At 66.2% G+C, this 25600-nt stretch carries 28 protein-coding genes; 17 read left to right on the top strand and 11 right to left on the bottom strand.

Annotated elements, in window-relative coordinates; all coding sequences use genetic code 11:
- Positions 1 to 46: 46 nt before the first annotated feature.
- Entirely contained in the window at positions 47 to 637 is a 591-nt protein-coding gene (locus QQW98_RS02340) for a lysozyme (protein ID WP_290135954.1), read from the bottom strand.
- A gap of 222 nt (positions 638 to 859) precedes the next feature.
- On the opposite strand from QQW98_RS02340, the gene QQW98_RS02335 reads away from it, so the two are divergent.
- The 3 genes from QQW98_RS02335 (at position 860) to QQW98_RS02325 (ending at position 3069) form a co-directional block, all read left to right on the top strand.
- Entirely contained in the window at positions 860 to 2116 is a 1257-nt protein-coding gene (locus tag QQW98_RS02335; RefSeq protein WP_290135953.1) for a glycosyltransferase, read from the top strand.
- Between the two features lie 124 nt (positions 2117 to 2240).
- Positions 2241 to 2441, top strand: coding sequence for a helix-turn-helix transcriptional regulator (locus tag QQW98_RS02330; RefSeq protein ID WP_404800850.1), 201 nt, complete (start codon positions 2241 to 2243; stop codon positions 2439 to 2441).
- On the top strand, positions 2434 to 3069 hold the full coding sequence (locus tag QQW98_RS02325; RefSeq protein ID WP_290137074.1) for a hypothetical protein: 636 nt from the start codon (positions 2434 to 2436) through the stop codon (positions 3067 to 3069). Before QQW98_RS02330 ends, QQW98_RS02325 begins: the two co-directional genes overlap by 8 nt.
- A 74-nt stretch (positions 3070 to 3143) precedes the next feature.
- On the opposite strand, the gene glnA is transcribed toward QQW98_RS02325, so the two are convergent.
- From glnA to QQW98_RS02300, 5 genes are all read right to left on the bottom strand, one after another.
- Positions 3144 to 4553 (bottom strand): type I glutamate--ammonia ligase, encoded by a 1410-nt coding sequence (gene glnA, locus QQW98_RS02320; protein ID WP_290135950.1) that lies wholly within the window; start codon positions 4551 to 4553, stop codon positions 3144 to 3146.
- 81 nt (positions 4554 to 4634) lie between these two features.
- Positions 4635 to 4973, bottom strand: coding sequence for a P-II family nitrogen regulator (locus QQW98_RS02315; protein ID WP_290135949.1), 339 nt, complete (start codon positions 4971 to 4973; stop codon positions 4635 to 4637).
- Between the two features lie 214 nt (positions 4974 to 5187).
- Positions 5188 to 6108 (bottom strand): N-acetyl-gamma-glutamyl-phosphate reductase, encoded by a 921-nt coding sequence (gene argC / locus QQW98_RS02310; protein WP_290135948.1) that lies wholly within the window; start codon positions 6106 to 6108, stop codon positions 5188 to 5190.
- Positions 6108 to 6452: a hypothetical protein gene (locus QQW98_RS02305; protein WP_290135947.1), complete on the bottom strand. Its 345-nt coding sequence runs from the start codon at positions 6450 to 6452 to the stop codon at positions 6108 to 6110. The genes argC and QQW98_RS02305 overlap by 1 nt, the downstream gene beginning before the upstream one ends.
- A 79-nt stretch (positions 6453 to 6531) precedes the next feature.
- Entirely contained in the window at positions 6532 to 7917 is a 1386-nt protein-coding gene (locus QQW98_RS02300) for a leucyl aminopeptidase family protein (protein ID WP_290135946.1), read from the bottom strand.
- Positions 7918 to 7952: 35 nt separating this feature from the next.
- Here QQW98_RS02300 and QQW98_RS02295 point away from each other — a divergent pair, with 35 nt between their 5' ends.
- Positions 7953 to 8816 carry a polysaccharide deacetylase family protein gene (locus QQW98_RS02295; protein WP_290135945.1) on the top strand — a complete coding sequence of 288 codons (864 nt, stop codon included), beginning with the start codon at positions 7953 to 7955 and terminating at the stop codon, positions 8814 to 8816.
- 41 nt (positions 8817 to 8857) lie between these two features.
- A complete protein-coding gene (gene map / locus QQW98_RS02290; protein ID WP_290135944.1) occupies positions 8858 to 9682 on the top strand; it encodes a type I methionyl aminopeptidase in 825 nt (274 codons plus the stop codon).
- Positions 9683 to 9692: 10 nt separating this feature from the next.
- Here the strand turns inward: map and QQW98_RS02285 are convergent, their stop codons facing one another.
- Together QQW98_RS02285 and ccmA are read right to left on the bottom strand one after the other, a co-directional pair.
- On the bottom strand, positions 9693 to 10325 hold the full coding sequence (locus QQW98_RS02285) for a heme exporter protein CcmB (protein ID WP_290135943.1): 633 nt from the start codon (positions 10323 to 10325) through the stop codon (positions 9693 to 9695).
- Positions 10322 to 10906 (bottom strand): heme ABC exporter ATP-binding protein CcmA, encoded by a 585-nt coding sequence (gene ccmA / locus QQW98_RS02280; RefSeq protein ID WP_290135942.1) that lies wholly within the window; start codon positions 10904 to 10906, stop codon positions 10322 to 10324. The genes QQW98_RS02285 and ccmA overlap by 4 nt, the downstream gene beginning before the upstream one ends.
- Positions 10907 to 10971: 65 nt before the next feature.
- Here ccmA and QQW98_RS02275 point away from each other — a divergent pair, with 65 nt between their 5' ends.
- Positions 10972 to 11262, top strand: coding sequence for a 4a-hydroxytetrahydrobiopterin dehydratase (locus tag QQW98_RS02275; protein ID WP_290135941.1), 291 nt, complete (start codon positions 10972 to 10974; stop codon positions 11260 to 11262).
- On the opposite strand, the gene QQW98_RS02270 is transcribed toward QQW98_RS02275, so the two are convergent.
- From QQW98_RS02270 to QQW98_RS02260, 3 genes are all read right to left on the bottom strand, one after another.
- Entirely contained in the window at positions 11259 to 12065 is an 807-nt protein-coding gene (locus QQW98_RS02270) for an SDR family oxidoreductase (protein WP_290135940.1), read from the bottom strand. The two genes, QQW98_RS02275 and QQW98_RS02270, sit on opposite strands and share 4 nt — an antisense overlap.
- Before the next feature lie 96 nt (positions 12066 to 12161).
- Positions 12162 to 14123, bottom strand: coding sequence for a S9 family peptidase (locus QQW98_RS02265; protein ID WP_290135939.1), 1962 nt, complete (start codon positions 14121 to 14123; stop codon positions 12162 to 12164).
- 169 nt (positions 14124 to 14292) lie between these two features.
- Positions 14293 to 14910: a DNA-3-methyladenine glycosylase family protein gene (locus QQW98_RS02260; RefSeq protein WP_290135938.1), complete on the bottom strand. Its 618-nt coding sequence runs from the start codon at positions 14908 to 14910 to the stop codon at positions 14293 to 14295.
- 113 nt (positions 14911 to 15023) lie between these two features.
- On the opposite strand from QQW98_RS02260, the gene QQW98_RS02255 reads away from it, so the two are divergent.
- The 11 genes from QQW98_RS02255 to mraY all read left to right on the top strand — a co-directional run bounded on the left by QQW98_RS02255 (position 15024) and on the right by mraY (position 25595).
- Positions 15024 to 15341, top strand: a complete 318-nt coding sequence (locus QQW98_RS02255) for a 2Fe-2S iron-sulfur cluster-binding protein (RefSeq protein ID WP_290135937.1) — start codon at positions 15024 to 15026, stop codon at positions 15339 to 15341.
- Positions 15342 to 15383: 42 nt separating this feature from the next.
- Positions 15384 to 16430 carry a cysteine synthase A gene (locus tag QQW98_RS02250; protein WP_290135936.1) on the top strand — a complete coding sequence of 349 codons (1047 nt, stop codon included), beginning with the start codon at positions 15384 to 15386 and terminating at the stop codon, positions 16428 to 16430.
- Between the two features lie 25 nt (positions 16431 to 16455).
- Positions 16456 to 16821, top strand: a complete 366-nt coding sequence (locus QQW98_RS02245; RefSeq protein ID WP_290135935.1) for a hypothetical protein — start codon at positions 16456 to 16458, stop codon at positions 16819 to 16821.
- Positions 16821 to 17555, top strand: coding sequence for a motility-associated ABC transporter substrate-binding family protein (locus QQW98_RS02240; protein ID WP_290135934.1), 735 nt, complete (start codon positions 16821 to 16823; stop codon positions 17553 to 17555). The genes QQW98_RS02245 and QQW98_RS02240 overlap by 1 nt, the downstream gene beginning before the upstream one ends.
- Before the next feature lie 356 nt (positions 17556 to 17911).
- The gene (locus QQW98_RS02235; RefSeq protein ID WP_290135933.1) at positions 17912 to 18409 is read left to right on the top strand and encodes a division/cell wall cluster transcriptional repressor MraZ; all 498 of its coding nucleotides are present in this window, start codon (positions 17912 to 17914) and stop codon (positions 18407 to 18409) included.
- Positions 18406 to 19365 carry a 16S rRNA (cytosine(1402)-N(4))-methyltransferase RsmH gene (gene rsmH / locus QQW98_RS02230; protein ID WP_290135932.1) on the top strand — a complete coding sequence of 320 codons (960 nt, stop codon included), beginning with the start codon at positions 18406 to 18408 and terminating at the stop codon, positions 19363 to 19365. Before QQW98_RS02235 ends, rsmH begins: the two co-directional genes overlap by 4 nt.
- Positions 19362 to 19865, top strand: a complete 504-nt coding sequence (locus tag QQW98_RS02225; protein ID WP_290135931.1) for a hypothetical protein — start codon at positions 19362 to 19364, stop codon at positions 19863 to 19865. The genes rsmH and QQW98_RS02225 overlap by 4 nt, the downstream gene beginning before the upstream one ends.
- The gene (locus QQW98_RS02220; RefSeq protein ID WP_290135930.1) at positions 19862 to 21604 is read left to right on the top strand and encodes a peptidoglycan D,D-transpeptidase FtsI family protein; all 1743 of its coding nucleotides are present in this window, start codon (positions 19862 to 19864) and stop codon (positions 21602 to 21604) included. Before QQW98_RS02225 ends, QQW98_RS02220 begins: the two co-directional genes overlap by 4 nt.
- Positions 21604 to 23067 carry a UDP-N-acetylmuramoyl-L-alanyl-D-glutamate--2,6-diaminopimelate ligase gene (locus QQW98_RS02215; protein WP_290135929.1) on the top strand — a complete coding sequence of 488 codons (1464 nt, stop codon included), beginning with the start codon at positions 21604 to 21606 and terminating at the stop codon, positions 23065 to 23067. The genes QQW98_RS02220 and QQW98_RS02215 overlap by 1 nt, the downstream gene beginning before the upstream one ends.
- Positions 23067 to 24524 carry a UDP-N-acetylmuramoyl-tripeptide--D-alanyl-D-alanine ligase gene (locus QQW98_RS02210; protein ID WP_290135928.1) on the top strand — a complete coding sequence of 486 codons (1458 nt, stop codon included), beginning with the start codon at positions 23067 to 23069 and terminating at the stop codon, positions 24522 to 24524. Before QQW98_RS02215 ends, QQW98_RS02210 begins: the two co-directional genes overlap by 1 nt.
- Positions 24525 to 25595, top strand: coding sequence for a phospho-N-acetylmuramoyl-pentapeptide-transferase (gene mraY / locus QQW98_RS02205; RefSeq protein WP_290135927.1), 1071 nt, complete (start codon positions 24525 to 24527; stop codon positions 25593 to 25595). It begins immediately after the preceding gene.
- The last annotated feature ends 5 nt before the right edge of the window (positions 25596 to 25600 follow it).

The raw sequence follows: 25600 nt of genomic DNA, 5'->3' as shown, positions 1-25600 counted from the left end.
TTTGTCGATCAACGCTTGTCGGCTTGGGAGTGTTCCTGCCGGCCTCTCAGCCTTGATAAAGCGCCGCTTCGGCAGCGCGCCTGCGCACGAGGCCTTTCAGCACCCTTCCGCCCGCCCGGTTCCAGCGGGCAAATTCCCGGACAGCGTCGTCGTGGCGACCTGCCCGATGACGCTTGGTCAGCGTGGCCCGGCGGATCGCACCTGTGTTGAAATGGAAGGATACCAGCGCGTCGAACTGGGCCTGCGTGGTCGCGGCATCGCCGATGGCAGTATCGACATCCTGCGCGTGGCGGGCGACGTCCTCTTCCAGCCGCGCATCGCATTGCGCGCGGGTCCATACGGTTCGCGGGCCGATGTCGGGCCCGGTCGCGCCCCAGCCGATAGTCCATGGCGCGCCCCCCGTGCCTGGGTCTGGATAGGCGGCGTAGCTGCCATCCGCCCGCCGTTTCGCGCAGCCTTCGAATCGCTGGATCAACGCAATACCCCGCGGGGAAACCCTGCGTTCGCCGGTAATCGTAAGAGCGGGGCAAGACCCGAACGCTTCGTCCAGCGCCTCGCTCAATCGCCTGCTTTCTTCGGCATCGAGGCCGCGCCCGGCGATTGCGCGGACGGTTTCGAAAATCAGGGAATGATGCATCGTATGCCCTCGTCGTCGGATTGGGGCCGGGTCAGCTATCGTGTCTTTCTCGTGTAGGAAAACGGTTTCAAGCGGGTCGGACAGGAGCGGCCTGATTGCCGGACTTGCTCATCGACGGTTAAACTCCATATGAGCACCGCGTCGGCGACGATTGCATTTGAAACCTATACGCAGTCCGGGCCGTAGCTGTCAGGGTCTGCAAACCTGAAGACTGGAACCGCGATGCCCGGCTCGGCTAAGCCACTGCTGATCTGCGACCTGACGCAAAGCTACTCCGCGCACGGCGGCGGGGGCATCAGCACCTACTTGCGCGAGAAGCGCGAATATCTCGCCGCCAAGACGCCGCATCGCCACCTGCAGATCGTTCCCGGCCCGGAAGATCGCATCGTCGAGCGCGGCAATCATATCTGGTGCGAAATCGGCTCCGACCCGGTGCGCGGCAGCCCCAATTACCGCTTCATCCTGCGCACTTCGAAAGTGCGCGAGGTGCTGGCGCACTACCAGCCGGACGTCATCGAATCGCTCTGCCCGTGGATCCTCCCGTGGACCGCGATCCGCCATCGTCGCGCCTTTCCCGGCACCGCGCTGGTGGCCGGATACCGGACGGATTTTCCCGAAGCGCACGTTCACCGCGTCGCCACCGATGTCGGCGGCAAGTGGTTCGGGAAATTCATGCGCTTTATGAGCATTTGCTACGGCGAGATCACCTACCGCGAATTCGACCGTATCTACACGCTCGGCCGGGACAATTTGCCGGCCTTGGCGGAAATGAAGGTCGACAGGGTCGACATGCTCAACCTGGGCGTCGACACGAACCTGTTCTCTCCCGAGGCCCGCGACCCGGCTTTCCGGAGCGAGCTTGGCTTGTCCGGCCCTGGCCCACTGCTCGCCTATGCCGGGCGTATCGACAACGAGAAGAAGGCCGATCGCTTGGTCGAATTGATGCGCCGCCTGCCGCGTGACATGGGCGCGGGTCTCGTCATGCTGGGCGACGGAAAGCTGCGCGAGCCGCTGGAGGAGGTTGCCCGCGCGGAAGGCTTGCCGATCGCCTTTACCGGCTTCATCGGTGACAGGGCGCAGCTCGCCCGCGCGCTGGCATCGTCGGACATCTACGTGTCGGCCATGGCGGACGAGACTTTCGGCATTTCGATCATCGAAGCGCAGAGCTGCGGGTTGCCTGTGGTGGGCGTGCATTCGGGTGCCATGCCGGCACGGGTCACCCCGCAGCTTGGCCGGCTCGGTCCGGTCGACGATATCGACGCCATGGCGGGCTTCGTTCAGGAAATATGGCGCGGCGAGATCGAAGCAATGGGGCAGGCCGCGCGTGACCACGTGCTCGCCAACTTCAGTTGGGACCGCACTTTCGAGCGTCTCTTGGGAACGGTCTATCCCCCCGCGCTGGCCCGCGCAGCCCGCCGCGTTGGCCGTCCGGCGCCGACTGCCGTGCTTACCGGCGCACCGCTTCCCGAAGCTTCCTGATCTGTCGGGCTTCTCCCTGTCGAATGGCGCAAACCGTCTTCGCTATGTAAAGAGCTCTTGACTGACAAGAGTTCTTTACAGTAAAGAGATCTTTACATCGGGAGATTCGGATTTGCGGAACACCGTGCGCGATTATCGGGAGCAGGCGGGCTGGAGCCAGGGCGAACTTGCCCGGCGCCTCGGCGTGTCGCGCCAGACGATCAACGCGGTCGAAACCGACAAGTACGATCCCTCGCTGCCGCTGGCCCTGCGCATGGCGAAATTGTTCGCTCTCCCGGTGCCGACGCTGTTCATCGACGATTGGGAGCCGAGTGATGATGAGTGACACCAAACCGAAGAATAAGACCGGAAAAACGCTTCTGGCGGGAGCACTTGGCGCGTTTGCCGGCTTTCTGGCGATGTACGGGTTCCTGCAACTCGAAGACCGCTACGAGCTAACCGACGGCGCCGTGGCGCTGGGTGGGGTCGGACTGATCTACCTTCTAACCGGGGGCATGGTGCTGGTCGGAACGCTTGCCCCTGCAGCTGGAGCAAAGGTGCTGAATGCCGAAGATGTCGAGGAATGGCGCGAAATGCGCTCCGTCCTGTTCGGCAGTTGCGCTGCTTTCATCATCAGCGGTATCGCGATGGTAGCCCTCTCGCTGGCCGCGCCGGCGGGGCCTGTAGCGCCCATTGTCGCTGTGAGTCTGATCGTGATCGCCTTGGTAGCGGCTTTCGTGATCTCGAAGCTTCAATGGGACCAATACGACGAATTGTATCGCGCAATCAGCTGGGAAGGGTCGGCGTATGCGCTCGGCCTCTTGCTGCCCATCCTGTTCGTGTGGGGCGCCCTTGTACAGGTCGGATGGCTGGACAGCTTCGAGCCGCTGATGGTCCTTGCGGTTGCGGCCCTGCTCATACTCGTCGGGACCTTCATCGCTGCCGGTCGTCGGGGGATGCTCAAACAGCGCTGAGCAACGGTTTTCCCGTCCAAAAATTGGGGCGCCCGGTGTGAAACCGGGCGCCCTTATTGTGTCCAGAGCGTAGTTTAAGCGCTGTAATACATGTCGAATTCTGCGGCCGTCGGCGTGGTTTCCCAGCGGCTGACGTCTTCCCACAGCAATTCGGCATAGGCGAGGATCTGGTCTTGGCTGAAGACATCCCCTTCCAGCAGGAACTGGTGATCGGCTTCCAGCGCTTCGAGCGCCTCGCGCAACGAACCTGCGACGGTGGGCACGTCGGCCAATTCGGCCGGCGGCAGGTCGTAGAGGTTCTTGTCCATCGCCTCGCCAGGATGGATCTTGTTCCGGATCCCGTCGAGACCGGCCATCAGCAGCGCCGAATAGCACAGGTACGGATTGGCCATCGCATCGGGGAAGCGGAATTCCACGCGCTTCGCCTTCTCGCCCGCACCGTAGGGGATGCGGCACGCTGCCGAACGGTTGCGCGCCGAATAGGCGAGCAGCACCGGCGCCTCGAAGCCCGGCACCAGCCGCTTGTAGCTGTTCGTGGTCGGGTTGGTGAAGGCGTTCAGCGCCTTGGCGTGCTTGATGACGCCGCCGATGTAATAGAGGCAGGTTTCCGAAAGGCCGGCATATTCGTTGCCCGCGAACAACGGCTTGCCGTCGTCCCAGATCGACATGTGGGTGTGCATCCCGCTGCCGTTGTCGTCCTTGATCGGCTTGGGCATGAAAGTCGCCGTCTTGCCGTAAGCGTGGGCGACCTGGTGCACCACGTACTTGTAGATCTGCATCTCGTCGGCAGTCTTCACCAGCGTGGAGAAGGTCAGGCCAAGCTCGTGCTGGGCGGCGGCAACCTCGTGGTGGTGCTTGTCGCAGTCGAGACCCATTTCGAGCATCGTGGCGACCATTTCGCCGCGGATGTCCATCGCGCTGTCGACCGGCGCGACGGGGAAGTAGCCGCCCTTGGCGCGCGGGCGGTGGGCCATGTTGCCGCCGGGCAGTTCTGCGCCCGAATTGGTCGGCAGTTCGACATCGTCGATCTGGTAGCCGCTGCCGGCATAACCGTCTTCGAAGCGGACGTCGTCGAACATGAAGAATTCGGCTTCCGGACCGACGTAGATCGTGTCGCCGATGCCGGTCGACTTCAGGAACGCTTCGGCACGCTTCGCGGTGGAACGCGGGTCGCGCGCGTAGAGATCGCCGGTGGAGGGTTCCAGCACGTCGCAGAACAGGACCATCATCGGCGTTGCGCTGAACGGATCGAGATAGGTGCGCTCCAGGTCCGGCTTCAGGATCATGTCGCTTTCGTTGATGGCTTTCCAGCCGGCGATGGAAGAACCGTCGAACATCAGACCGTCTTCCAGCGTGTCTTCGTTCATTGCGCCCGCCGTCATGGTCAGGTGCTGCCACTTGCCGCGGGGATCGGTGAAACGCAGGTCGACCCATTCGACCTCGTTGTCCTTCATTTCCTTCAGAACGTCGCTAACCTTGGACATGCAAATGCTCCTGCTTTGGTGTTCGTTCGGGCCAGCGGCTGGTCCGCCGCGCCCCTGTTTCCGGTATTGAACTTTGGTGCGTCAGATCGCGTCGTCGTCGCGCTCTCCGGTGCGGATGCGCAGCGCGCTCTCGATGTTGGTGACGAAAATCTTGCCGTCGCCGATGCGGCCGGTCTGGGCAGCCGATGCGATCGCTTCGACACAGCGTTCGGCGATGTCGTCGCCCACGATCACGTCGAGCTTCACCTTGGGCAGGAAGTCGACGACGTATTCCGCCCCGCGGTAAAGCTCGGTGTGGCCCTTCTGCCGGCCGAAGCCCTTGGCCTCCGTCACGGTGATGCCGGACACGCCGACTTCGTGGAGCGCCTCCTTCACCTCGTCCAGTTTGAATGGCTTGATGATGGCTTCGATCTTTTTCATCGCCGGCCGTGGCCCCTCTCGTGTGTCCCTGATTTTCCGACCCTGACCGACCAACGCAGCGAAGCGGTGATTCGGTCCCGTCGCGTGCGCATGGTATCAAGATTCGTGCCAGAAAGCGGGCAGTCGTTTTACGGATGGGCGTGGCCAGATCGCGGGGAATGGCGGCAAAGACTGCCCGATTCTTGCGCGGGGCGCTGCCGCGTTTTTGGGCAGGTCAGAGCCGCAGCCCGGCCGTTTCTTCCAGCCCTGCCATCAGGTTCAGGTTCTGCACCGCGGCGCCGCTCGCCCCCTTGCCGAGGTTATCGAGCCGCGCAACGAGCCGCGCGTGCCATCCGCCCGCATTGCCGAACACGAACAGTTCCATCCCGTCGTGTGGAGCGGCGTCGACGTCCAGCAACAGTTCGCCAACCGGTTCTTGCCGATGGACGGTGACGATGCGGGAACCGGCGTAGAACGCAGCCAACGCCTCCCGCAGGTTGTCTGCGGTCGGATCGCCCGCCATCGCGGCGAGATGCAGCGGCACCTCGACGATCATCCCGCGATAGGCCGGCACGACCGCGGGGGCGAAGATCACCGGATGGGCGAGGCCCGCATGGACCTTCATTTCCGGCAAGTGCTTGTGCGCAAGATCGTATCCATAGGCGCGGAATGCAGGGGCGCCGCGCCCTTCGTACCGTTCGATCAGCGCCTTGCCGCCGCCGGAATAGCCGCTGACGGCGTTTATCGTGAAGGGCCAGTCCGCAGGCAGGAGGCCGGCGCGGACCAGCGGCGCGACGAGGCCGAGGAAGCCGGTCGGGTAGCAGCCTGGATTGCTGACGAAGCGGGCGCCGGCCACGGCCTCGCGCCCGACCAGTTCGGGAAAGCCGTAGGTCCAGCCATCGGCCACGCGGTGGGCGCTGGAGGCGTCGATTACGCGCGTCGAGTCGTTGTCGATCACGGCGATCGCTTCGCGCGCCGCGTCATCGGGCAGGCAGAGGATCGCGACATCGCACTCGTTCAGCGCCTCGCGCCGAGCGGCGGCATCCTTGCGCCGGGCATCGTCGAGCACGATCAGGGAAAATTCGCTGCGCCCCTGCAGCCGCTCGGCGATCTCGAGGCCGGTGGTGCCGGCTGCCCCGTCGATGAAAACCTGCATCAGCCCGCCGGCTCGATCCGGTCGAGCGCGACATAGCCGACCGGACCGTCGAGGGAGACGCAGCCCCAGGCATAGCCGCGCGCCACGTCGAGCACTTCGAACGGGCTGCCCGACTCGAGATGGGTGCGCTTGTCCGACGCGCTGTCGCAGTCTGCGAGCAAGTCCGCTCCGCCTTCTGCGATAAAGTGCGGTTCGGCCTCGGCGTAATGGGGCACGAAATAGCGCCCGGCGAGGCCGATATGCGCCAGGTCGCCGCGCAGCGGAACGCGCGCAGGGTCGGGCTTTTCGACCTTGCCGCCGAGGATGAACGGCCCCAGCGGATCGATTCCGGCGTCTTCGCTCAACTGTCTTCCTGCCCCTTGGTCCTTGCGCTGCAAACCCAGCGTTTCCGCCGCTTATACAGGCGAGGCGTTACGCACAAGTTCACGCGGCGTAGCGTCCACGGAGCATGTGGTAGGCAGCGCGAAGGCCAAGCGCCTCGCCGCCCTTGGGCCGGCCGGGCTTGGCAAACGGCCGCCACGCGAAGGTGTCGAAATGCGCCCAGTCGATCCCGTCACCGACGAACTTGTCGAGGAACAGGCCCGCGACGCTCGCACCGGCATAGGGGTTCGTATGTGCGTTGTTGGTGTCCGCGATATCGGACTTCAGATATTCGCGATAGGCATCGGGCAGGGGCAGGCGCCACGGCTCGTCGTCATGCGCCTTGCCCGCCGCGACCAGCGCGTCTGCCGTCGCGTCGCGCCGCGCCATCAGCGCAGGCAAATCGGGGCCGAGGGCTACGCGCGCCGCGCCCGTCAGGGTCGCAAAATCGATGATAAGGTCGGGGTCGTGTTCGCTCGCCAGCGTCAGCGCGTCGCCCAGGATCAGGCGGCCTTCTGCATCGGTGTTGCCGATTTCAACCGTCAGGCCCTTGCGACTTTCGAGGACGTCGCCGGGGCGGAAGGCGTTGGAGGAGATCGCGTTCTCCACCGCCGGCACGATGCAGTGCAGCCGCACGGACAGTTCGGCCTGCATGATTAGTTCGGCCAGTGCGAGCGCGTGCGCCGCGCCGCCCATGTCCTTCTTCATCAGCTTCATACCGGCTGCGGATTTGACGTCGAGACCGCCGGAATCGAAGCAGACCCCCTTGCCGACGATGGCGAGGCGCGGATTGCCCTTCTTGCCCCATTCGAATTCGATGAGGCGCGGTGCGTGATGGCGGCTGGCGGCGCGGCCGACCGCGTGGACCATCGGGAAGCCCTGTTCCAGCGCGTCGCCGCGCACGACGTTCAGCTTCGCCCCGAAGCGCTTGGCGAGCTTTTCCGCATGCTCTTCCAGCGCGGCGGGACCCATGTCCTCGGCCGGCGTGTTGACGAGGTCGCGCACTGTGCACACTGCCTGCGCTTCCGCCTTGGCGCCGTCGATCGCCTTGACCTGCTTGGTCAGCAGGACGCGCGGGCCCTGCGCCTTGTCGTCTTTCGTATAGCGGTCGAAGCGGTATTGCGCGGTTTGCCAGCCGTGCAGTGCGGGCCCGGCATCGCCGGTATTCAGGCGATAGGTACCGGCGGGAAGGACTTCTGCCAGCCGGGCGAGGCACCAGCTCGACAAGGATTGCGGGTCGGCGACGCCGCCGACGGCGAACCAGCCGTCGCCGTCCGGCACGATGGCGGTTTCGTAACCCCCGCCGGTGAATTTCTGCGCATCGAGGGCGGCACGCTGGCCGCCGCTCAGGCCCTTTTTCCAGTCGCTGAAGCTCGTTTCGTTGACGAGATGGATGGCAACCGCGTCCTGGTCGCGATCTGGCTGGATGAAATCGATCTTGTCTGTCATAGTTTCCCCTAACGCCCTTTAGGAGAAGAAATCCAATGCGCCGTATCCTGTTCCCCCTGTTGGCTGCGCTGCCTTCAGCGATGATGCTCACGGCCTGCCAGCAACCGGATGGGCAGGCGACGGGGAAGGACGGCGCGGCAGAGACCTCGGTGCAGACGACCGCATCGGCCATCGCGTCGTCGAGTGCGGATCCCGATTCGCCCGGGCCAGCGCCCGCTGCGACCGCGAGCGCCACTTCGATCTCTGAAAAGCTGCAGGGCGGCGAATTCACCATGGAATATTCCTGGCCTGCCGCCGTCTCCGCCATCCCCGCACTCGCACGGCGGCTGGGCGATGAGCGGGATCGTATCGCGGCCGAGGAGAAGGCCGAGTGGCGCGACATGATCGACGATTGCCCCAAGGATGCCGTGTCGTGCCGGAACCGCAGCTTCGGCAAGGAATGGAAGGTCGTCGCCAACCTGCCGTCCTATCTCAGCCTGTCCGCCGACGTCTCGACCTATCGCGGCGGGGCGCACGGCGATTATGGCATGGAATCGCTGGTGTGGGACAAGCGCCGGGGCGAGGCCGTGGACGGGATCGACCTCTTCCGCTCTCCCGAAGCGCTCGGCGAGGCGGTGGCCGCGCGGTATTGCAAGGCGCTCGACCAGAAACGCTTCGGCCGCCGCGGGATCGAGCTTCCTTCGGACGATCCCTTTTCCGATTGCCCGACGATGGACGAGCTTGCCGTGTTGGTCGGCTCCTCGAACGGAAAGACCTTCGACCGGATCACGCTGTACGCCGCGCCCTACGTGGCGGGCAGCTACGCCGAAGGGGCTTACGAGGTCGATCTCGACATCGACAGGGCCGTCATCGCGGCAGTCAAGCCTGCCTATCGCCGGGATTTCAGCGTCCGGCACTAGCGCACTCGCAATTTGCCGCCCGGATCGCTACATGTTGGCACATGAATTTGTACCAGACAGTCGATAGCACCCAGACCGTCCTGCGCGACGGCACGATCAAGCTGCATGACGAGGCAGGCTTCGAAGGCATGCGCAAGGCAGGCCGGCTGGCCGCCGAAATCCTCGATGCGATTGCCGAACACGTGGTGCCGGGCGTCTCGACGGAAGAGCTCGACACGCGCATCCGCGAGATGATGCTGGATGGCGGCGCGGTGCCGGCGACGCTGGGCTATCGTGGCTACACACATTCCAGCTGCATCTCGATCAACCACGTGATCTGCCACGGAATCCCGTCGGGCAAGGTGCTGCGCGACGGCGACATCCTCAATATCGATGTCACCCCGCTGCTGGACGGCTGGCATGGCGATACCAGCCGGATGTATTTCGCCGGCGAACCGCCGCTAAAGGCGAAAAAGCTGGTCGACGTGACCTACGAATGCCTGATGAAGGGTATCGAGGTTGCGCAGCCCGGCGCGCGGCTGGGCGATATCGGTGCGGCGATCCTCGAACATGCGCAGAACCACCGCTATGGCGTGGTGCGCGAATTTTGCGGGCACGGCCTCGGCCGACTGTTCCACGATGCGCCCGAAGTGGTCCATGCGGCAAAGGCCGGCACCGGACCCGAACTGAAGCCGGGCATGTTCTTCACGATCGAGCCGATGATCAACCTCGGCAAGCCGTGGGCGAAGATCCTCAAGGACGGCTGGACCGCCGTGACCCGCGACAAGTCGCTTTCGGCCCAGTTCGAACACTCGATCGCCATCACCGAGACCGGCAACGAGATTTTCACGAAAAGCCCGACCGGCAAGGACCGACCGCCCTATTGACGCGAGGGTTTCAGCGGGCGGCGCGGATAGCCGCCGCGCCGGCAAACGGCGACAGGGCGACTAGGACGAGGCTGGCAGCCGCCGTGTAGGCGAGCGTCGCCGGATCATCGTTCGCCAGCGACCCCGCGCCGAAAATCAGCACCGGCACCGCAAGCGGTATCAGCAGCAATCCGGCAAGCGCAGTCCCGCCGCGCAGGCCCGCGGTGATGGCGGCGATGGCAACGCCCAGCGCGGCTAGACCGGGTGTGCCGGCAAGCAGGCTCAGAATCAGGCGCGGCAGGGTCTCGGCTGGCACTCCGAGAAGGGCCGAAGCGGGCAAAGCAGCGACCAGCAGGGCAGGGCCAAAAGAGAGCCAGTGGGCAAGGATGCGAGTCGCAAGGACGCTTTCCTCGCTCAGCCCCCGCAAGCGCCACTGGTCGAAGAAGCCCGCGTCGAGATCGGGCCCGACCAGCCGGTCGAGCGGCAGCAGGGCGGCGAGCAGGGCGGCGATCCAGACGATCGCACCGCCGGATTGCGCAAGCAATGTGGGCCGCGCACCGATGGCGAAGGGGTAGAGCATCGCCACGGCGAGGAAGAACAGCACGGGCATCACCGTACCCGGCACCAGCCGCGCAAGGTCGCGTCTGAGCAGCGCGGCGATCACGGGGCGAAATCCGCGATGGCGAGGGACTTCGCGCCGGGCAGGCTCAGCGGCTGGTGCGACGCGACCACGCAAATGCCGCCACGGCCGCAATGCAAGGCGACCAGGCTCTCGACCCTCGCCCGCGCTTCGTCGTCCAGTCCGTTGAGCGGCTCGTCCAGCAGCCAGATCGGGACGCCGCGATTGAGCAGGGCGGCAAAGGCGGCGCGCTTTCGCTGGCCGGTCGAGAGAAAGCGTACGGGAACATCAAGCAGCGGAGCAAGACCAAGGACCGCAAAAGCGCCCGATGGATCGCCGCAACCATCCAGCCGCTGCCAGAAACCGAGCGCCTTGCCGAGCGGACGGTTTTCGTCGAGCGCCAGCCGCTCGTCGATCAGCCCGACCGCTCCGTCCGCCTCGCAGGTGCCTTCGAACGGGCGGGCGAGGCCGGCGAGGATACGGATCAGGCTGGTCTTGCCGCTGCCGTTGGGACCGGTCACATGCAGCGCCTCGCCCGGCGACAGGGCCACGTCGACCCCGCGAAACAGCAAGCGGTCGCCCTTGCGGCAGGCGAGATTGCGCGCGGTGAGAGTGGCCCCTTGCATGGCCGCGCGGGTTAGGGGAAAGCGGGGCTGCTCACAAGCACGCCGGGTATGAGGAGAGCGAACCGATGGCGGTAGCCGAACTGATCGAAGCTGAACGCCAATCTGCACTGGCGGACCTGTCCGAATGGTCGCTTTCCCGCGAAGGAAAGGCCATAGAACGCAAGCTGGAATTCGGCGATTTCAGCGAGGCGTGGGGCTTCATGAGCCGCGTCGCGCTGCTCGCTGACAGTCACGACCACCATCCGGAATGGTTCAATGTCTACAACACAGTCGAGATCACGCTGACCACCCACGACGCGGGCGGGCTGAGCGAGCGAGACGTGAAAATGGCAAAGGCGATCGACGCGCTGCTTTAACGCCCCAGCGCGCCCTGCCGCCCGTGCATCTGCTTGCGCACCGCTCCGGGGAACCAGCGTAGCGCGAAGGCGAGCTTCTTCGCCGTCTTGCCCACCGTAGTGTGGATGCGGTCGCCATGGACGGCGGCCCAGGCGGCTTCGGCCACGTCCCCGACCGGCGTGATCTCCAGCCCGGCATCCCTGACCCGCTGGCGGATGGAATTGTTCTCGCGCGCATTGGGATTGTGATCGAGCAGCGGGGTCTCGATGAAACTGGGCATGATGGTGCGCGCCTTGATGCCGCTTTCCGCCCATTCGCTGTCGAGGGATTCCGTCAGCGCCCGCACGCCGAACTTGGTCGCCGAATAGACGCTCGCGCCCGGCGAACCATAGAGCCCCGCCGCGCTGCTGGTGGTGAGCAGGCAACTGCCCGGTGCGGTCTTTTCGAGGAACGGCTGGCTTGCCTGCGCGCCGTAGATCGCGCCGCGCAGGTTGATGTCGAGGCAGCGGTCGATCTCTTCCTGCGAATTCTCCGACAGCGATCCGCCAAGCGGGATGCCCGCGTTGTTGGCGACCACGTCGATCCGCCCGCCGGCGGCCATCTCGAAGCTTTTCAGCGCATGGTCCCAGGCCGCGCGGTCGCGGACATCGAATGTGTGGGCGTAGTTGAAGCCGTTGTTCAGCAGGCCCTGGGTTTCCGCCATCCCGGCTTCGTCGATATCGCCGAGCCCGACGAACCAGCCTTCGCTGCCGAACTTGAGGGCGATGGCGCGGCCGATGCCGGAGCCGCCGCCGGTGATGAAGATCGATTTGCGGGTGGTCACCGAAGGCTCCTTACAAACAGATAGGGCTGCGCGAGGGAGCTATCCCTTACGCGCAGCCCCGTGTCTGTAGGAAATATCCTACAAGGCCGACAAGCCTTACTCTGCCGAGAGGCCTTTCACATATTCCGCACCGGTCACGATCTGCGCGGTGGAACCTGCCACCGTGTCGCCGATCGGTTCCGCACGCCCGCCGAGGCAGGTGGCGAGGAAATTCTCGGTCACCGCGTTGAAAGCGATGTTGTTGGTCGGCTTTGCAAACCCGTGCCCTTCGTCGGGGAATAGGACGTAGGTCACCGGAATGCCCGATTCCTGCATCGCGGAAACAATCTGGTCGCTTTCGGCCTGCTTCACGCGCGGATCGTTGGCGCCCTGGCCGATGATCAGCGGCTTGGTGATCCGGTCCGCCTTGTAGAGCGGGCTCGCGTCTTTCAGCAGTTGCAGACCTTCGGGCGTGTTCGGGTCGCCCATGCGGGTGTGGAACTGCTTCACCATCGGCTCCCAATAGGGCGGGATGGTTTCCAGCAGCGTCTCGAGGTTCGACGGGCCGACGATGTCGACCCCGCAGGCGAATTCGTCGGGCGTATACGTAAGGCCGACCAGCGTGGCATAGCCGCCGTAGGATCCGCCCATGATCGCCACGCCGTCTTCCCTGGCGACGCCGCGTTCCACCGCCCAGTTCTTAGCATCGATCAGGTCGTCATGCATCGCGCCCGACCATTCGAGGTTGGCGGCGTTGACGAAGTCCTTGCCAAGCCCGGTGGAGCCGCGGAAGTTGACGCTGAGCACCGCGTAGCCCCGGTTGGCGAGCCACTGGTGGTAGGAGTTGTAGCCGTAAGCATCGCGTGCCCACGGGCCGCCGTGGACCAGCATGACCATCGGCACGGCTTCGTCCGGCACGCCGTCGCCATCGGGATCCGAACCGGGCGGCAGGGTGAGGTAGCTGACCAGCGTCATCCCGTCGCGGCTGGGAATTTCCAGCGCGTGCATCGGTTGCAGCGGCGCGCCGGCAAGTTCGGGGCGCGAGGTGTAGAACTTCGTCAGCGTGTTCGCATCGCGGTCGTAGACATAGGTGCTGGCTGGAGCGGTCACCGGGTCGTTCCAGACGAGCCAGGTCCGGTCGTCCTCGGTCCGGCTCTGTACGCCGTATTCACCGTCCAGCTGGGTGCCCAGCCAGTCGAGCGAGGCCTTGATTTCCGGGTCGGTCGCGGTCCATTCGTTCTTGAGATAATTGACCGAATAGGCCTCGACATAGCCGGTCTTGCGGTCGGTCAGGATGCCGCCGATGTCCGCCTTGTCGCTTTCGGCGACGATGGTCTTCTCGCCCGTTTCCACGTTTTCGGCGATCAGCGCGGCGGTGTTGCGGCCGCGGCTGTCGAGCCAGTAGATGATCTTGCCGTCATTGGTGAAGCCGGCGGCGCCGGTGGACAGCGAATCTTCCATCGTGGTGCTGTCGCTCGGCGTATCCTCGACCACGCCGTCCACGATCTTGAACATGTCCATCCCGCCCGCGGCGTTCTGGCGAATGGCGAACCTTAGGTCGAGATTGTCGTCCGCCATGAACCCGGCATAGCCCGCGTTTTCCAGCACCAGGTCGAGCTCGCCTGTGTTGAGGTTGAGCATGTAGACATCGTGCAGGCGCGGATCGCGGTTGTTGAGGCCGACGAGGACCTTGTCCTTGATGCGCGTGGAGCCGCCGATCATCTGGACTCGCGTATTCTCGAACGGGGTGAGGGTGGTCTCGGTCCCGCTTTCGACATCGATGCCGTAAAGCAGGAAATTCTCGTCCCCGCCCTTGTCCTGGATGTACAGCACGCTCTTGCTGTCGGGCGCCCAGAAATAGCTGCGGATCGGGCGGTCGTCGGCCGAGGTGATCAGCCGCGCCGCGTCGGGATCGTCAGCCGGGGCGACCCACACGTTGAGTACGCCGTTATTGGGCGCGAGCCAGCTGACCCACTTGCCGTCCGGGCTGATCTGCCCGCCGGCGCGCGTCGGGTTGCCGAACAGGCTGTCGCGCGGAATCATCGGTGCCGCCTGGGTGGTGGTGGATGTGGCGGTCATGGTTTCTCCGTGATGTTTTGCCGCGGCAGGCGCTGCGACGCCCGCAATGGCGAGGCTGGCGCAGGCGGCGAAAAGTAAAGGCTTGGCTGGTCGTTGCATCGTCTCTCTCCCGTCCGTGTATTGCCTTGGTGATACACGAAGGGAGGGCCGGTTTGAAGTGGTTCGTCGATTACAGCGTGAAGTTCGAATAATAGTGCCAGGTGAAAATCGCCGCGGCGCCGCGGTGGGGCGACCAGCTTTCGGCAAGCGCTCGCGCCTCTTTCTCCGATGGCCGCGCGTCCAGCGACAGGATGCGCGCCATGCCTTCCTGCACGGCAAGGTCGCCGGCGGGGAAGATGTCAGGGCGCCCCTCGGCAAAAAGGAGGTAGATTTCCGCCGACCAGCGCCCGATCCCCTTGATGCGGGTGAGTTCGGCGATGGCGGCCTCGTCGTCCGCCGGCAGGTCTTCGAAATCGACGGCGCCGGCCTCCACCAACTCGCACAGCGACCGGGCATAGGACTGTTTCTGGCGCGACAGGCCGCAGGCCCGCAGCGTGTCGAAATCGCGCTTAAGCAGGCTGGCCGGGGTGAAGCCTTCGCCCAGTTCCGCCTCCAGCTTGTTCCACATGGAGGATGCCGCCGCCACGCTGACCTGCTGGCCCACGATGGTGCGCAGCATGGTCATGTATCCGCGCTCGCGGATGCGCGGTTCGGGATAGCCGACCGCTTCGATCGCCTTCGCCATCGCCGGTTCGCGCGATGCAATGGCATCGAGCCCGCCGACGATCTGTTCCCTGGTCAGGCCCACGTAGGCGCCCCTCCTGCATGGACTTGCGCGATTCTTGCCAAGCCTTCGCCCTTCGCCTAGCAGCCGCGACACAGCCCGCATACAGCGGGGGCCGAATGAAGGAAGCACGCCCGATGCCCAAACTGATCGTCACCACCCGCGAAGGCGAAACGTCGGAAATCGACGCCGGCAACGGCCTCACCGTGATGGAAACGATCCGCGACAACGGCATCGACGAGCTGCTGGCCCTGTGCGGCGGGTGCTGTTCCTGCGCCACGTGCCATGTGCATGTCGACCCGGCCTTTATGGACAGGCTGCCTGCCATGAGCGAGGACGAGGACGACCTGCTGGAATCGAGCGACCACCGCGCGGACAACAGCCGCCTGTCGTGCCAGATCCCCTTCACCGACGACCTCGACGGATTGAAAGTAACTATCGCGCCGGAAGATTGATCTTCGTTGCGGGCATGGGGCGGAGCGCCTAGCTGGTTACCGATGAAACCGCCTGCCTCGCTCTCCAACACTCTCCCCAATACGCTCGACCTTATCGGCAACACCCCGCTCGTGCGGCTGGCCGGGCCCAGCGAGGCGGCGGGCTGCGACATCTACGGCAAATGCGAATTCGCCAACCCCGGCGCCTCGGTAAAGGACCGGGCGGCGCTGGGCATCATCCGCGATGCGGAAAGCAGCGGCGAACTGAAGCCGGGCGGCACGGTGATCGAAGGTACGGCGGGCAACACCGGCATCGGCATCGCGCTGGTCGCCAACGCGCTCGGCTACAAGACCGTGATCGTGATGCCGGATAACCAGAGCCGGGAGAAGATGGACACGCTGCGGGCCCTCGGCGCGCGACTGGTGCTGGTCCCGCCCACGAAGTTCGCCAACCCGGGGCATTTCGTCCACACATCGCGCCGGCTCGCGGAAGAAACGCCGGGCGCGATCTGGGCCAACCAGTTCGACAATATCGCCAACCGCCGCGCCCATATCGAAACGACCGCGCCCGAAATCTGGGAGCAGATGGGCGGCAAGGTGGACGGCTTCACCTGTGCCGCGGGCACCGGCGGGACGATCGCCGGCGTGGGCATGGGCCTCAAGGCGAAGAGCGAGAAGATACGCATCGCGCTGACCGACCCGCATGGCGCGGCGCTCTATTCCTATTACGCGGAAGGCGAATTGAAGTCCGAAGGCTCTTCGGCGGCGGAGGGTATCGGGCAGGGCCGGATCACCGCCAATCTCGAAGGCGCGCCGATCGACACGCAGTTCCGCATCTCGGACGAGGAAGGCCTCGTCTGGGTGGGCCGCCTGCTGCAGGAAGAAGGCCTGTGCCTCGGCCTGTCGAGCGGCATCAACGTGGCGGGCGCCATCGAACTCGGCAAGCAATTGAAGGCGGACGGCCTCGCCAACCCGCAAGTCGCGACCATCCTGTGCGATACCGGCTTCCGCTATCTCTCCAGCCTCTACAATCCCGAATGGCTGGCGGAGAAGGACCTGCCGGTCTTTGACTGGCTGAAGTCTGGCGCTAACGCTGACAGCGACGATTAAGGCGGCGCGGATTATGGGGCAGGGGATGGACAGCAGCGAACCCGTGATGGACGCGCCCGCCCGGCAGCCCCGCTTGCGACCGGAGTCGGTCTACCGACTGCAGGTCGGCGCGATCGGGCTGGGCGCGATGCTGCTGCTGGTCAGCCTTGCCAACATCATCATGGACCGCGCGCGCGAAAGCGATGCCGCCGCCGTGCCCGATACGGTCGCGACCGTGGCCGCACCTGCGGCGAGCGAGGCCCCGCAGGATCCGCTCGCCGATACAGGCGTGGTGCCCGAAGTCGCGCCGACGCCGACGCCGAGCTCCGAAGCGACCGCGGCAACTGGCGGTCCCGTCCGGAACCCGATGGAAGCGCGGGCAAGCCCTGCTCCCGGGACCGGCGCCCGGTGATGCTGCGCCACGTTGCGGCGCTGTTGCTCGCCGCCCTTTCCACCCCCGCCCTTGCGCAGGACCAAGCTCCTGCCGAGCGGCCTGCGCTGGGCGTCTTTACCACCTTGCCGCTCGCTTGGGGCGAGGCGAGCGATTTGGGTGCGGTGATCCGCGGTGAGACCGAGAGCCACTGGCTGCGCGGCGCACTGGATGCCGAATATACCTATGTCGCGCTCGACACGCTGGACGAGGAGCTCGCCGGGCTCGATTACCTGCTGATGGCCCAGCCGCGCGGGCTGGGCGGGGCGGAGAATGTCGCGCTCGACGATTGGGTGCGCGGCGGCGGGCGGCTGCTGCTGTTCGCCGACCCGATGATGACAGGGGAGAGCCACTACGGCATCGGCGACCGCCGCCGGCCGCAGGATGTCGCGCTGCTCTCGCCCATCCTCGCGCGCTGGGGCCTGACCATGACGATGGACGAGGCGCAGGAGAGCGCCGATGGCAAGATGCTGGACGGCACCATGCTACCGGTTGCGCTCTACGGCACCTTCGCCCTGCGCGATCCCGCCGGCGGTGCGCCGGCCGACTGCACGCTTTCCGCCGAAGCCGTGGTGGCCGAATGCACCGTCGGGGAAGGGCGGGTCGTGATCCTCGCCGATGCGGCCATGCTCGATCCCGGCATGGGCGAATTCGCCGGAGTGCGCACCGCGCTTGCGGTGCTGCTCGGCCGCGCCTTCGCCGCCGACTCGCAATAGGCCGGGGAATTTGCGGGACGGCGCGGGTCGCCGTGGCGGTTCCTTACAAAAATCCAGCAAATACAGTCTTGAAGATTCGCGAGCGGAGACCGTTTGCGCGCTACGGCTCGCAAGTCTGTGCGAAAAATGCATAGGTTAAACATAGGTTTACCAATCATTCCCCTGAATTCCCGTAATTTTCCCTTCCCTCCCGCCAGTGTGAAAGGTAAACGGTCTTTCCATCGACACGATTGTTGTCTCGCGCCCGCAGCCCACCGGCTCGGGAGCCCGGATGCGGCTGGCCGCTTTCGGGGGCGGGAAAGCCGTGTCGCCAGGCCGCAGGGGAGCGGCGTTCGAAGGGCGAGGAACGGGGCCAGGTGGCGACGGGAGCAGGCACGGATTTCAACGGACAGGGCTTTTCGCTGCGCGGCGAAAAGAGCCGGTTCGTGCTGCCCGTATCCCTGCGCAAGCAAGTGGCAGCCGAATCCGACGGGCGCATCCTGTGCGTCGGGAAGCACGAACGCTGGGACTGCCTGATCGGCTTCGGCCTGTCGCGCATCAAGAGCTTCGCCGACCAGATCGACCGCGAGGAAGAGCGCGCCCTGCGACTGGGCCGCGATTACGACCCCGAATTGCGCCGCATGCAGCTGTTCGCCTTCACCGAAATCCCCTTCGACGCCAGCGGCCGCTTCATCCTGCCCGACCACCTGTCGAAGCTCGGCGGGATCGAGGGCGGGGTCTATTTCCACGGCGCGGGCGATTTCATCCACATGTGGAACCCGGACCTGCTCGCCAAGATGGGCGCGGGCTGGGAAAGCGCGCAGGCCTATTGCGAAACCACCATGGCCGAAGCGCAGGCGAAGGCGGCGAAATGACGGCGCCCGGAACCACAACTCAGGATGCCCCGCACATCCCTGTCCTGCTGGACGAGGTGATCGAGGCGCTGGACCCGCGCGAAGGCGACGTGATCGTCGACGCGACGTTCGGGGCCGGCGGATACAGCCGCGCCATTCTGGCGCGCGGCGCGCAGGTCCACGGGTTCGACCGCGATCCCGATGCGATCGCCGCCGCCCGCACATTGGCCGATGCGGAAGAGCGCCTGACGCTCCACCCCCGCCGTTTCTCCGAAATGGTCGCCAGCCTTGCCGAGGCGGGCGTGGGGCAAGTGGACGGCGTGGTCATGGATATCGGCCTGTCGTCGATGCAGATCGACCAGGCGGAGCGCGGTTTCGCCTTTTCGCACGACGGCCCGCTCGACATGCGCATGAGCCAGAGCGGCGAGAGCGCGGCCGACTTCCTCAACACGGCAGACGAAGCCGCGATTGCCGACGTGCTTTACGAATATGGCGAGGAGCGCCAGTCCCGCCGCGTCGCCCGCGCCATCGTGGCGGCGCGCCCGCTGGAGACCACCGGCGACCTCGCCCGCGTGGTGCGCAAGGCGCTGGGCCACCGCCCGCACGACAAGAAGGACCCGGCCACCCGCAGCTTCCAGGCCGTGCGCATCCACGTGAACGGCGAGCTGGACGAATTGCGCGAAGGGCTTGCCGCGGCCGAAACGCTGCTGCGCGAAGGCGGGAGGCTCGCCGTGGTCAGCTTCCACAGCCTGGAAGACCGCATCGTGAAGCGCTTCCTGCGCGAGGCATCGGGTGCGGGCCGCGTCGTGTCGCGCCATCTGCCGGGCGAGCCCGAGGCTGCCGCCCCCACCTTTGGCAAGCCCGCCAAGGCCGTTCGCCCCTCCGCAGCCGAGGAAGCGCGCAACCCCCGCGCCCGCTCGGCCACGCTGCGCTCCGCCATCCGCACCGCCGCACCTGCCCGCTTGGAGGTCGCATGACACTGAACCGTCTTCGCCAGATCGGATGGGCCAGCCTGCTATTTGGCTGTACCGCGTTGTTCGTGGTCCTGTGGGTGCAGGTGAACAGCGTGAAGAGCGACGTGCGCATGGCCGAACGCGAAATCGTGCGGCTGCAGAACCAGAAGCTGGCGCTGGAAATGGAATTCCAGACCCGCGCCAACCAGTCCCAGCTTGCCGCATGGAACGCGGTCGATTTCGGTTATGAGCCGCCGGCGGCCGACCAGTTCCTGGACGGGGAGCAGGCGCTGGCCGAATTCGGCGTGCCGCGCGCGGAAGGTGCGCCGCACCCGATCCGCGTCGCGCAAAGCGAAGCGGATGCGAAGGTCCCTGAATTTCCGAAAATGGTCTCCCCGGTCGGAGAGCCGCAGCAGGCCGACCTCCCGGCGAAGATCCAGAACAACGCCATTCGCGTGGACTTCGGCCGGAACGTATCCGCTTCGGGTAGCGGCCGCGTAGCATTGAAGGCGACCCTGCCATGACGTTCTACGCGCCGGTCGGCACGGCCGGCATTTCCGCACGCTCCACCGGTCGCCCGCGCAACCTGACTTCGCTCGGCCAGCGCGAACGTTCGCTGCTGGTGGCACGGATGCGGGTCCTGTTCCTGATCGGCGCCTTCTGCCTGGTGGCTTTCGCCGCGCTGCTTCGCATCGCCTATTTCGGCATCGCCCATCCGGGCATCGAGGCGCGCTCCATGGCCGAAGCGCTGCTGCCGCCGCGGGGCGACATCGTCGACCGCAACGGCGTGCCGCTGGCCCGCGCATTCCCCGCCCACGCGCTGTGGTTCAACCCGGCGGCGATGGATGACGGGGGCGATCCGCTGGTGCGCGGCGCACAAGACGTTGCGCGGGAACTGGTCGCCATCTTCCCCGACATGGACCTGGCGGAAACCACCGAATTCCTCGCTTCGGGCCGCGCCGGGTACCTGCGGCGCCGCGTGCTGCCGGAAGAAGCCAACCGCATTCACGCCATCGGCGAAATCGCGCTGGAGACCCCGCGCGAAACGGACCGCTATTACCCGCAAGGGTCCATGGCGGCGCACGTCCTGGGCTATGTCGCGGCGGACGGTCATGGCCGTGTCGGCATGGAAGCCGCGCTGGACGAACACCTTGTCGACCCGGCGCTGCGCAGCCAGCCCGCCATGCTCTCCATCGACAGCCGGGTGCAGGGCGCGCTGGAAGACGAATTGCGCCGCGGCATGCTGGCGGTGGACGCGAAGGGCGCAGCCGGCATCGTGCTGGACGTGGATTCGGGCGAAGTGCTTGCGCTCGCCTCCCTGCCCGAATTCAACCCGAACAAGATCGATGCCGCAGGGCAGGACCTGATGTTCAACCGGGTGACCAACCAGGTTTACGAACTCGGCTCCACCTTCAAGCCGCTGGCCGTGGCGGTTGCCATCGACAACGGCGTGGTCACGAACATGTCGCGCCGCTATCCCGCCGCGCCGGTCAAGATCGGCGGCTTCGCCATCAAGGACAGCCACCCGCTGGGTGACAGCCTCAACGTGCCGGAAACGCTGATCCATTCGTCCAATACCGTGACCGCGCGCATCGCGGACGAGGTTGGGCCGATCGTGATGAAGCGCACGATGGTCGAACTCGGCATGTCGGAGCGCCCCTTCATCGAACTGCCCGCGCGCGGGGCGCCGATCTGGCCCAGCGGCGAATGGCCGCGACTGCGCAACATGACGGTCAGCTACGGCCACGGGATTGCGGTGACCCCGCTGCACCTCGCCAGCGCCTATGCCGCGATGGTCAACGGCGGCATCTGGCGCCCCGCAACGCTGAAGAAGATCGAGCCCGGCTATGCCCCCAAGGGCCGCCGCGTGTTCAAGGCCAGCACCAGCGCCCGGATGAACCAGCTGCTGCGGATGATCGCGCTTTACGGCACTGGCAAGAACGCCGACGCGCCCGGTTTTCGCGTCGGCGGCAAGACCGGCTCTGCCGAAAAGCCAGGTGCGGGCGGCTATCGCCGGACCACGCTGGTTTCCACCTTTGCCGCCGCCTTCCCGATGGACCGCCCGCGTTACGTGATCGTGGCCATGATGGACGAGCCCAAGGGCACGCTCGCCAGTTCCTTCCAGCGGACCGCCGCGTGGAACGCCGCGCCGGTCGTCGGCCGGCTGGTGCCGCGCATCGGCCCGATGCTGGGCGTGCTGCCCGACGAGAGCCGCGATATCGACCTGTCCGACCTGCGCCCGCTGATCAAGGCGAACGACTGATGCGGCTGGCGAAGATCCTCGAACGTGCCGGCCTCGATGGTTCCGGTGCGGCGGACGCAGACGTGACCGGCTTCGCCATCGACCACCGCAAGGTTGCCCCCGGCACCGTGTTCGGCGCCTTCCAGGGCGCGAGCGTCAATGGCGAGGATTTCATCGCCGCCGCGGTCCGGTCCGGTGCCGTGGCCGTGGTCGCCCGGCCCGAGGCAAGGGTGGAAGGCGCGCTCCACATTGCCGACGATACCCCGCGCCGCGCCTTTGCCCGCGCCGCCGCGCAGTTCTTCACCCCCGTGCCGCAGCAGGTGGTCGCGGTGACCGGCACCAACGGCAAGACCTCCACGGTCGAGATGACGCGGCAGATCTGGCGCATGTGCGGCGAGCGCGCGGCCAGCATCGGCACGCTGGGCGTGACCACCCCCGAAGGCAGCACCTCCACCGGCCTCACCACGCCCGACATCGTCACGTTCCTGTCCAACATGACAGGGCTCGCGCGCGAAGGCGTGAGCCACGTTGCCTACGAGGCGTCGAGCCACGGGCTCAGCCAGTATCGCAACGAAGGCCTGCCGGTGGCGGCAGGCGCCTTCACCAATTTCAGCCGCGACCACCTCGATTACCATGGCACGATGGGCGAATATTTCGAAGCCAAGATGCGGCTGGTCGACGAGGTGGTGTCCGGCGGCGGCAGCATCGTCGTCTGGGCGGACGATCCCAAATCGGGCGAAGTGATCGAGCGCGCGGGCCGCCGCGGCCTCACCGTGTTCTCGGTGGGCGAGAAGGGCGAGGATATCGCCCTGCTGCGGCGCGAGGCGACCCAGCTCGGGCAGGAACTCACCATTCGCCATGGCGGGACCGAGCGCAGCTTCCGCCTGCCGCTGATCGGGGCGTACCAGGTGGCCAATGCACTGACGGCGGCCGGACTGGCGCTCGCCACGGGAAGCGATGCGGCGCAGGTCTTCGATGCCACCGCGCGGCTGCAGCCCGTGCGCGGCCGGCTGGAACGGGCGGCGATCACGCAGGCCGGCGCGCCTGCCTATGTCGATTACGCCCACACGCCCGACGCGCTGGAAGCCGCCATCGCCGCGCTGCGGCCGCATACGTCGGGCCGGTTGATCGTGGTGTTCGGCGCCGGCGGCGACCGGGACGAAGGCAAACGCGGCCCGATGGGCAAGGTCGCTTGCGAAAACGCCGACGTGGTCATCGTGACCGACGACAATCCGCGCGGCGAGGACCCCGCCGCCATCCGCGCCGCGATCCTGGCCGACGCACCGGACGCGCGCGAGATCGCCGGCCGGCGCGAGGCCATTGCCGCCGCGCTCGCCGAAGCCGGGCCGCAGGACATCGTCCTCATCGCCGGCAAGGGCCACGAAACGGGCCAGATCGTGGGCTCGGGAGAAGCCATGCGCGTGTTGCCATTCGAGGATGTGGAGGTGGCGCGCGAATGCGCCGCCGTGCAGGAGAGCCAGTGATGAGTGCCCACCCCGCCTTGCTCCAGTGGCCCGTCCGCGCCGCCGACAGCCTGCCGCTCGCCCTGTGGACTTCCGCCGCGATCGCCGAAGCGACCGGCGGCGTGCCGAGCGCCGAATTCCAGTGCTCCGGCGTCGAGATCGACAGCCGCGACGTGATGGAAGGCGACCTGTTCGTGGCGCTGCAAGGCGAAAGCACCGACGGTCATCGCTTCATCGAAAAGGCATTCGAGAACGGTGCCGCCGCCGCGCTGGTGGATCGCCCGGTCGATTATCCGCACGTTCTGGTGGAAGACACGTTCGCCGCGTTGCAGGCGCTGGGCGCGGCGGCGCGCGCGCGTGCAAACATGGTGGCGATCGGCGTGACCGGCTCGGTCGGCAAGACCGGCGTGAAGGAAGCCCTGTTCGCCGCGCTCGACCGTTCCAGCCGGGGCCGCGCTCATCGCAGCGTCAAGAGCTACAACAACCACGTCGGCGTGCCGCTCAGCCTTGCCCGCACCCCGGCGCGCAGCCGCTTCGCCGTGTACGAGATGGGCATGAACCACGCGGGCGAGATCGACGCGCTCACCCGCCAGGTGCGCCCGAACGTCGCGGTCGTCACCACCGTCGCGCCCGCGCACATCGAAAATCTCGGCAGCATGGAGGCGGTTGCCGACGCCAAGGCGGAAATCTTCGCCGGGGTCGAGCCAGGCGGCACCGCGATCATCCCCGCCGACAACGCCCATCACGCGCAGCTGAAGGCGGCGGCCGAAAAGCTCGGCCTGAAGACCGTGTCCTTCGGCACCGCGGCGGATGCCGACGCGCGGCTGCTCGACGCGATCCCCGTCGGCAGCGGCGGCTCCCTCGTCACCGCGATGCTCGGTGCAACGCGCGTCTGCTATACCGTGGCGGAGCCGGGCGAACACTGGATCGGCAATTCGCTCGCCGTGATGGCGGCGGTGCAGGCCGCCGGCGGCGATCTCGGCACGGCCGGGCTGGCGCTCGCCGAAATGGGCGGACTGAAAGGGCGCGGCGCGCGCCACCGGATCAAGGCGCCGGGCGGCAGCGCGCTGCTGATCGACGAAAGCTACAACGCCAACCCCGCCTCGATGCGCGCCACGCTCGCGCAGCTGGGCAACACGCCCGCCCACCGCCGCATCGCGGTGCTCGGCCAGATGGGCGAACTCGGCGATTTCAGTGCGAAATTCCACGCCCAGCTTGCCGAACCGATCGTGGAGGCCAAGGTCGATCACGCGATCCTGGTGGGCGAGGGGATGACCGCCCTTGCGCGCGAACTGGGGAAACCGAATGCGGCAACGCTTGCGGGCGGGCTGACCTTCACCCATTGCGATACCCCCGAAGCTGCCATCGCGGCGCTGGAAGACCACGGGCTGGTCGGCGGCGATGCGGTGCTGGTGAAGGGATCGAATGCCGTCGGGCTCGCCCGGCTCGTGGACCATTTCGCCGCTGCGGAAGACTGAATGCTTTACTGGCTCGCCCAGCTGCTGGATTTCGAGGGGCTCCTGAACCTCGTCCGCTACCAGACCTTCCGGGCTGGGGCGACGCTGATGACCGCGCTCGTCATCGGGCTGATCATCGGGCCGAAATTCATCGACATGCTCCGCGTGCGCCAGGGCAAGGGCCAGCCGATCCGCGAGGACGGGCCGCAAAGCCATCTCGCCAAGCGCGGCACCCCCACGATGGGCGGGCTGATGATCCTGGTCAGCGTGGTCCTGTCCATGCTGATCTGGATGGACCTGTCGAACCCCTTCGTCTGGGCCTGCCTCGCGGTCACGATCGGCTTCGGCATCATCGGGTTCCTCGACGATTACGACAAGGTATCGAAGAACAGCCACCGGGGCGTGTCGGGCAAGGTGCGCCTGCTGGCCGAGTTCGCCGTCGCCGGCGTGGCCGCGTGGCTAATCGTCAGCGAAATCCACACCTGGCTTTACGTGCCCTTCGTGTCCGACCGCGCAATCCCGCTGGGCCCGTTCTATTACGTCTTCGCCGCCATAGTGATCGTGGGGGCGGGCAATGCGGTAAACCTGACCGACGGGCTGGACGGGCTGGCCACCATGCCGGTCATCATCGCGGCAGGCACCTTCGCGATCATCTGCTACCTTGCCGGGCGCGTCGACTATTCCGAATATCTCGGCATTCCGCACGTGCCGATGGCGGGCGAGCTGGCGATCTTCTGCGCTGCGATCATGGGGGCCGGGCTCGCTTTCCTGTGGTTCAACGCACCGCCCGCCGCTGTCTTCATGGGGGACACCGGATCGCTGGCCCTGGGCGGGGCGCTGGGTGCCATCGCGGTCGCCAGCCACCACGAGATCGTGCTCGCCATCGTCGGCGGCCTGTTCGTGTTCGAGGCGCTGTCCGTCATCATCCAGGTCTTCTGGTTCAAGCGCACCGGCAAGCGCGTGTTCCGCATGGCGCCGATCCACCACCATTTCGAACAGCTGGGCTGGAGCGAGAGCAAGGTCGTGATCCGGTTCTGGATCGTCGCCATCGTGCTGGCGCTGGTCGGCCTTTCGACGTTGAAGCTGCGGTGAAGCGG

The sequence above is a fragment of the Alteriqipengyuania flavescens genome, from assembly GCF_030406725.1.
Classification (GTDB): domain Bacteria; phylum Pseudomonadota; class Alphaproteobacteria; order Sphingomonadales; family Sphingomonadaceae; genus Alteriqipengyuania_B; species Alteriqipengyuania_B flavescens.
Note: the sequence above shows the minus strand (reverse complement) of the source record. Positions and strands in the feature narration are given on the sequence as shown.